Origin of the sequence: Chryseobacterium sp., from assembly GCF_022712095.1 — a bacterium.
GTDB lineage: Bacteria > Bacteroidota > Bacteroidia > Flavobacteriales > Weeksellaceae > Chryseobacterium.
The window spans coordinates 1-4,507 of sequence record NZ_JALAHD010000147.1 but is presented as its reverse complement, the minus strand read 5'-3'; the positions used below and the strand labels follow the sequence as shown (position 1 = coordinate 4,507).

At 35.7% G+C, this 4,507-nt stretch carries 7 protein-coding genes; 4 read left to right on the top strand and 3 right to left on the bottom strand.

Translation table 11 applies throughout. From position 1 onward, the window contains the following. The first annotated feature begins 43 nt into the window (after positions 1–43). The 4 genes from Q0A18_RS07410 (at position 44) to Q0A18_RS07395 (ending at position 1,928) form a co-directional block, all read left to right on the top strand. Complete coding sequence (locus Q0A18_RS07410; RefSeq protein WP_292009511.1) at positions 44–646, top strand: molybdopterin-dependent oxidoreductase; 603 nt, start codon at positions 44–46, stop codon at positions 644–646. Between the two features lie 84 nt (positions 647–730). Then, positions 731–1,162: an Rrf2 family transcriptional regulator gene (locus tag Q0A18_RS07405; protein WP_292009510.1), complete on the top strand. Its 432-nt coding sequence runs from the start codon at positions 731–733 to the stop codon at positions 1,160–1,162. Positions 1,163–1,179: 17 nt separating this feature from the next. Beyond that, positions 1,180–1,554, top strand: a complete 375-nt coding sequence (locus Q0A18_RS07400) for a DUF488 family protein (protein ID WP_292009509.1) — start codon at positions 1,180–1,182, stop codon at positions 1,552–1,554. Next, entirely contained in the window at positions 1,551–1,928 is a 378-nt protein-coding gene (locus Q0A18_RS07395; protein ID WP_292009508.1) for a group III truncated hemoglobin, read from the top strand. The genes Q0A18_RS07400 and Q0A18_RS07395 overlap by 4 nt, the downstream gene beginning before the upstream one ends. Positions 1,929–1,992: 64 nt before the next feature. Here Q0A18_RS07395 and ygiD read toward each other — a convergent pair whose 3' ends face one another. The 3 genes from ygiD to Q0A18_RS07380 all read right to left on the bottom strand — a co-directional run bounded on the left by ygiD (position 1,993) and on the right by Q0A18_RS07380 (position 4,379). Then, entirely contained in the window at positions 1,993–2,883 is an 891-nt protein-coding gene (ygiD, locus tag Q0A18_RS07390; RefSeq protein ID WP_292009507.1) for a 4,5-DOPA dioxygenase extradiol, read from the bottom strand. A gap of 9 nt (positions 2,884–2,892) precedes the next feature. Further along, on the bottom strand, positions 2,893–3,465 hold the full coding sequence (locus Q0A18_RS07385) for an ester cyclase (protein WP_292009506.1): 573 nt from the start codon (positions 3,463–3,465) through the stop codon (positions 2,893–2,895). A gap of 83 nt (positions 3,466–3,548) precedes the next feature. Beyond that, a complete protein-coding gene (locus Q0A18_RS07380) occupies positions 3,549–4,379 on the bottom strand; it encodes a helix-turn-helix transcriptional regulator (protein WP_292009505.1) in 831 nt (276 codons plus the stop codon). Positions 4,380–4,507 lie beyond the last annotated feature (128 nt).

Sequence of the window (4,507 nt, the reverse complement as noted above, 5' to 3'; positions counted from 1 at the left end):
GAATTTGTAAAAATAAATTTGAGTCGAACCTAAAAGAATTGTGATGAAAAAATTTAAAATGTTCATGAGCGGAGTGATGATGTTGACAGCTTTATCTGCCTGTAAAAACCCCGAAAATTCCAAATCAGAAACAACAAAAGAAACAAAAGATGCTGTTACACAGAAGGGTGAAGAAAAATCACATGTGTATACTGATGATCCGGCTTATATAACTAAAGAAATTAAAGTAACGGGGGATGTGATCAATCCGCTTACACTTACTGTAGATTCCCTGAAAAAGATGGATGTGAAAAACCTGAAAGACTTTAATGTTGTGTGTCAGTCCGGTCTTACAAAAGATAAAATTGAGTCTACCAAAGGTGTTCTGTTAAAAGATATCCTGGAAAAAGCGAAAATCGAGCAAAAGGATCATACAGATCGTAATTTTTATATTGTAGCCAGAGCAGCTGATGATTATAAAGCTACTTTTTCATGGGCAGAAATATTTAATAACCCGAATGGAGATAAAACATATGTATTATTGGAACAGAACGGGCAGCCTTTAAAAGAGAAAGGAGAAATGATTGTAGTGAGTATGAACGATACTAAAACAGGGCCTCGTCATGTAAAATGGCTAAAAAGTATTGAAGTACACAGAGTTCAGTAAATTCCCTCTATGATTTAATAATAAAGGAGTAGTTTGTCTTTTATTAAATCTTTCCTATCTTTGTATAGTAAAATAATAAGTGGAATGTTTTCTAAAACATGTGAATATGCTATACGAGCGCTGATATATATTGCCCAGATGTCAAAAGACGGGAATAAGATAGGAATAAAAGAAATTGCCAAAGGAATTGATTCTCCTGAATATTTCATTGCTAAGATCCTTCAGGATTTAGGCCGGAAAGGGTTTGTACAATCGATGAAAGGACCAAGTGGAGGATTTTATATGGAGAAGGAAAATTTGGAACGTTCTATTGCGGATATTGTAAGAGAAGTGGACGGAGATAAACTGTTTTCCGGCTGTGGACTTGGTTTAAAAGAATGTTCAGAAGAGCATCCCTGCCCTATCCATAATGAATTTAAACATATTCGTAAAGCGGTTAATGATATGCTTGAAAATTCAAGAATCAATATGTTTGTGGAAGATCTGGATTTGAAACTGACCTTTTTAAAACAATAGATCCTGATAAAATAGCTATGGAAATTACTTTAAAAAGAATATATGAAGAAGCTTTTCCCGAAGACGGTTATCGTGTGTTGGTTGATCGCCTCTGGCCAAGGGGAATTTCTAAAGAAAAAGCTCATTTTGATGAATGGAATAAAGAACTGGCGCCTTCTACAGAACTCCGGAAGTGGTTCCATGCCAACCCTTCCCATTGGGATGAATTTTCCGTGAAATACAAGAAAGAACTTAAAAAAGAAAATCCAGGGCCAGAATTTATAGAAAGACTTAAAAAACAAAATAAAATAACCTTGCTGTTTGCATCCAAAGATGAAAAACATGCCCATCCTTTGGTGCTTAGAGAGTATCTTGAGCAGGTTATTCAACAAATGAAATCTGATACAAAATGAAAAAAAGAGATATTGAAACAAGAGAAGATGTTATCCAGTTAGTAGATTCGTTTTATGATAAAGTAAGGGAGAATGCTATTCTGGGTTATATATTTGATGATGTGGCAAAAGTAGATTGGTCTCATCACCTTCCTAAAATGTATTCATTCTGGTCAAGCATCCTGCTGGGAGAAAAAAGCTATGACGGAAATCCTATGCAGATCCATGTGAAACTTGGAAAACAGACTACGATGTCTGATGTGGAATTTTCAGAATGGATCAGAGTGTTTTCAGAGAATGTGGATGCTCAGTTTGAAGGAGAGAAAGCAGAAGAAGCAAAGATCCGTGGAGCGAATATTGCACGACTGATGTTATTCAATGTAGAGAGAGGATAAAACTTACTGTTGAATAAGAAATGATACTTTTCTGCATTGAATAACATAAGCGGTACAACAATTATTAAGCCTTATCAATTTTTACGGACATCATATTCAGGGAACCGGCTACTAAAGCATCATTAAAAATGGTTACCTTTTCGTCCTTTTCCTGTAGTCCTAAGATATAAAGTAAAGGATGATAATGTTCAGGAGTAGGAATGGAAAGCTGGAATTCTCTTCCCAGTTTCTGGTAATTGATTAATGACTGATGATCACCATCCTGCACCAGCTGTTTGATCTTTTCGTTGGCTGCTATTGCCCAGTCAAATCCAAATCCGGGCGTTGACATCTTATCCCAGGCTACCATTCTCAGATTATGTATGGTATTTCCGCTTCCTACAATCAAAACTCCTTTTCTCCTTAATGCAGACAATTCTTTTCCCAGGGCATAATGATATTCAGGGTCTTTAGTATAATCCATGCTCATTTCGATCACCGGAATATCTGCGTTAGGGTAAAGGAACTTTACAACGGTCCAGCATCCGTGGTCCAGACCCCATTCCTTGGTAAGCTCCACTTCCGTGGAAGCAATAAGGTTTTTTGTTTCTAAAGCAAGATCAGGGCTTCCCGGTGCAGGGTATTGTATATCAAATAAAGCCTGTGGAAATCCTCCGAAATCATGAATGGTTTTCGGGTTTTCCATGGCAGTTACAAAAGTTCCTTTGGTTTCCCAATGAGCAGAGATACAAAGGATGGCTCTTGGTTTTGGCAGGGTTTTTCCAATGGATTCAAATCCCCGGGTAAACATATTATCTTCAATCGCATTCATCGGGCTGCCGTGCCCCAGGAAAAGAACGGGCATTCTTTCCGTAGGTGGTAATTGATCCGTGAAGGCATGTAATGTATTTAGTTTCATAGCTGCTGCTCCAAATGGTAAAAGAGCCATTATTTTTATAAAATCTTTTCTTTTCATTCATTTTAATTATTTACCCATAATCTGGTCCATATAGGTTTTATTATCCCAGAACAGGTATTCTTCACTCATCGTTCCGTCTTTTTTCCAGATACCGATAGTGGCCATAGGAATTTTGAATTTTTTTCCTGTAGGCGGGATAAAAGTACCGTCACCTACAGGCATAGGTTCTGTGAAAGTTCCTTCCATAAATCCGGTAACTGCTGTCATGTTTTTACTTCCTATTTTAATAGGGTGTTCCTTGATTTTAGTATCGGGAGCATATACAAACATAGCATCCAATGTTTTGATATGCTGTTCTATTCCTTTTTCCGTATGACCATCAGGGAAATGGACGATGATATCTTCGGCATGGCTTTCATGAAGTCGTTTCCAATCTCTGTTGCTGAATACTTTATAATCTAAGGTATCAAAAGTGGCAAGATTCTTTGCTATAGTTTCATTGTCCTTGGCAAGACCTTTTACTTGCTGAAGTATCTGATCACTTTCTGTATTTTTCTGAGGATTACTGCAAGCTGTAAATCCTAGTAATGTTACAAACATTCCAGCGATCATTTCCTTTGTTAAAACTGTGTTTTTCATTTTTTCTGTTTTAAAACTATAATACAAATTTCTAAAACAGAGGTATGCGGAAGGTAATACTAATCAGAAAAATAGTTGCTAAATTAGGAAATGATCCTGGCTATTTCTTTGCGGTATTGGGAAGGAGTGAATCCTGATTTTCTTTTAAAAGAATGAGTAAAATAAGCTTTTTCATTAAAACCTAATTCATATCCTATTTCTGCAATTGTTTTATCGGAGGTCACCAGAAGATTTTTAGCTTCCATTAATTTGCGGGTTTCGATGATTTCCGAAACACTTTGATGCAGTACCTCCTGACAAATCAGGTTAAGGTTACGACTTGTCATAAACAGTTTTTCAGCGTAGAAATTAACATCTTTTGACTCTTTATAGTGCTTTTCCAGTAAAGCCAGAAAGTTTTTAAAAGTATGACTCTGAATCTTTTTAGATTCATTATAATTTAGATTCAGCTTTTTTCTTTCAGATTCAATAATGGTAAAAAGGCTGCTTAATAACTGCTGGATGATAGATAGATCAGGGGATTCGAGCAGATATTCTTCATAAATAATCTGGCAGATCATATCCAGTCTTTTAAAGCAGGTATCAGCTTTCATACCGATGTTGGCCTTATCATGATAGGCGGAGTAGAGCTGAAAAACAGTTTCTGCAATAAATTCACTTTTAAAACGGAGTACCCACATATCACACTGATTGTTTTTGGCTAAAGGTCTTACACGGTGAAGTTTTCCCTGAGTAACAAAACTGACAAAAGGAGCATCTATCACTTGTGAATTAAAGTCAATAAAATGTTCCACCTGGCCATATTTACCAATAATCAGTTCTTCATAATCATGCTGATGGGGTTCATTGATTGATTTACCAATTCTTTCAGCGTCGGCAACATCTACTTTGAACATTTTAAAAATTTCATTCATTGAAAATCAGATAAAAAATAAAAGTACTAAAAAAATGTAAGTCTAGACAAATGATATTCATTAGATGGATATTTTAATATATCTATATTTGCAATATGGTAAATAATTTTCTATTTTTTATGATATTT

Coding starts and splice junctions, on each gene's coding strand:
- Q0A18_RS07405 (WP_292009510.1), top strand. CDS start 731: ATGTTTTCTAAAACATGTGAATATGCTATACGAGCGCTGATATATATT.
- Q0A18_RS07410 (WP_292009511.1), top strand. CDS start 44: ATGAAAAAATTTAAAATGTTCATGAGCGGAGTGATGATGTTGACAGCT.
- Q0A18_RS07400 (WP_292009509.1), top strand. CDS start 1,180: ATGGAAATTACTTTAAAAAGAATATATGAAGAAGCTTTTCCCGAAGAC.
- ygiD (WP_292009507.1), bottom strand. CDS start 2,883: ATGAAAAGAAAAGATTTTATAAAAATAATGGCTCTTTTACCATTTGGA.
- Q0A18_RS07385 (WP_292009506.1), bottom strand. CDS start 3,465: ATGAAAAACACAGTTTTAACAAAGGAAATGATCGCTGGAATGTTTGTA.
- Q0A18_RS07395 (WP_292009508.1), top strand. CDS start 1,551: ATGAAAAAAAGAGATATTGAAACAAGAGAAGATGTTATCCAGTTAGTA.
- Q0A18_RS07380 (WP_292009505.1), bottom strand. CDS start 4,379: ATGAATGAAATTTTTAAAATGTTCAAAGTAGATGTTGCCGACGCTGAA.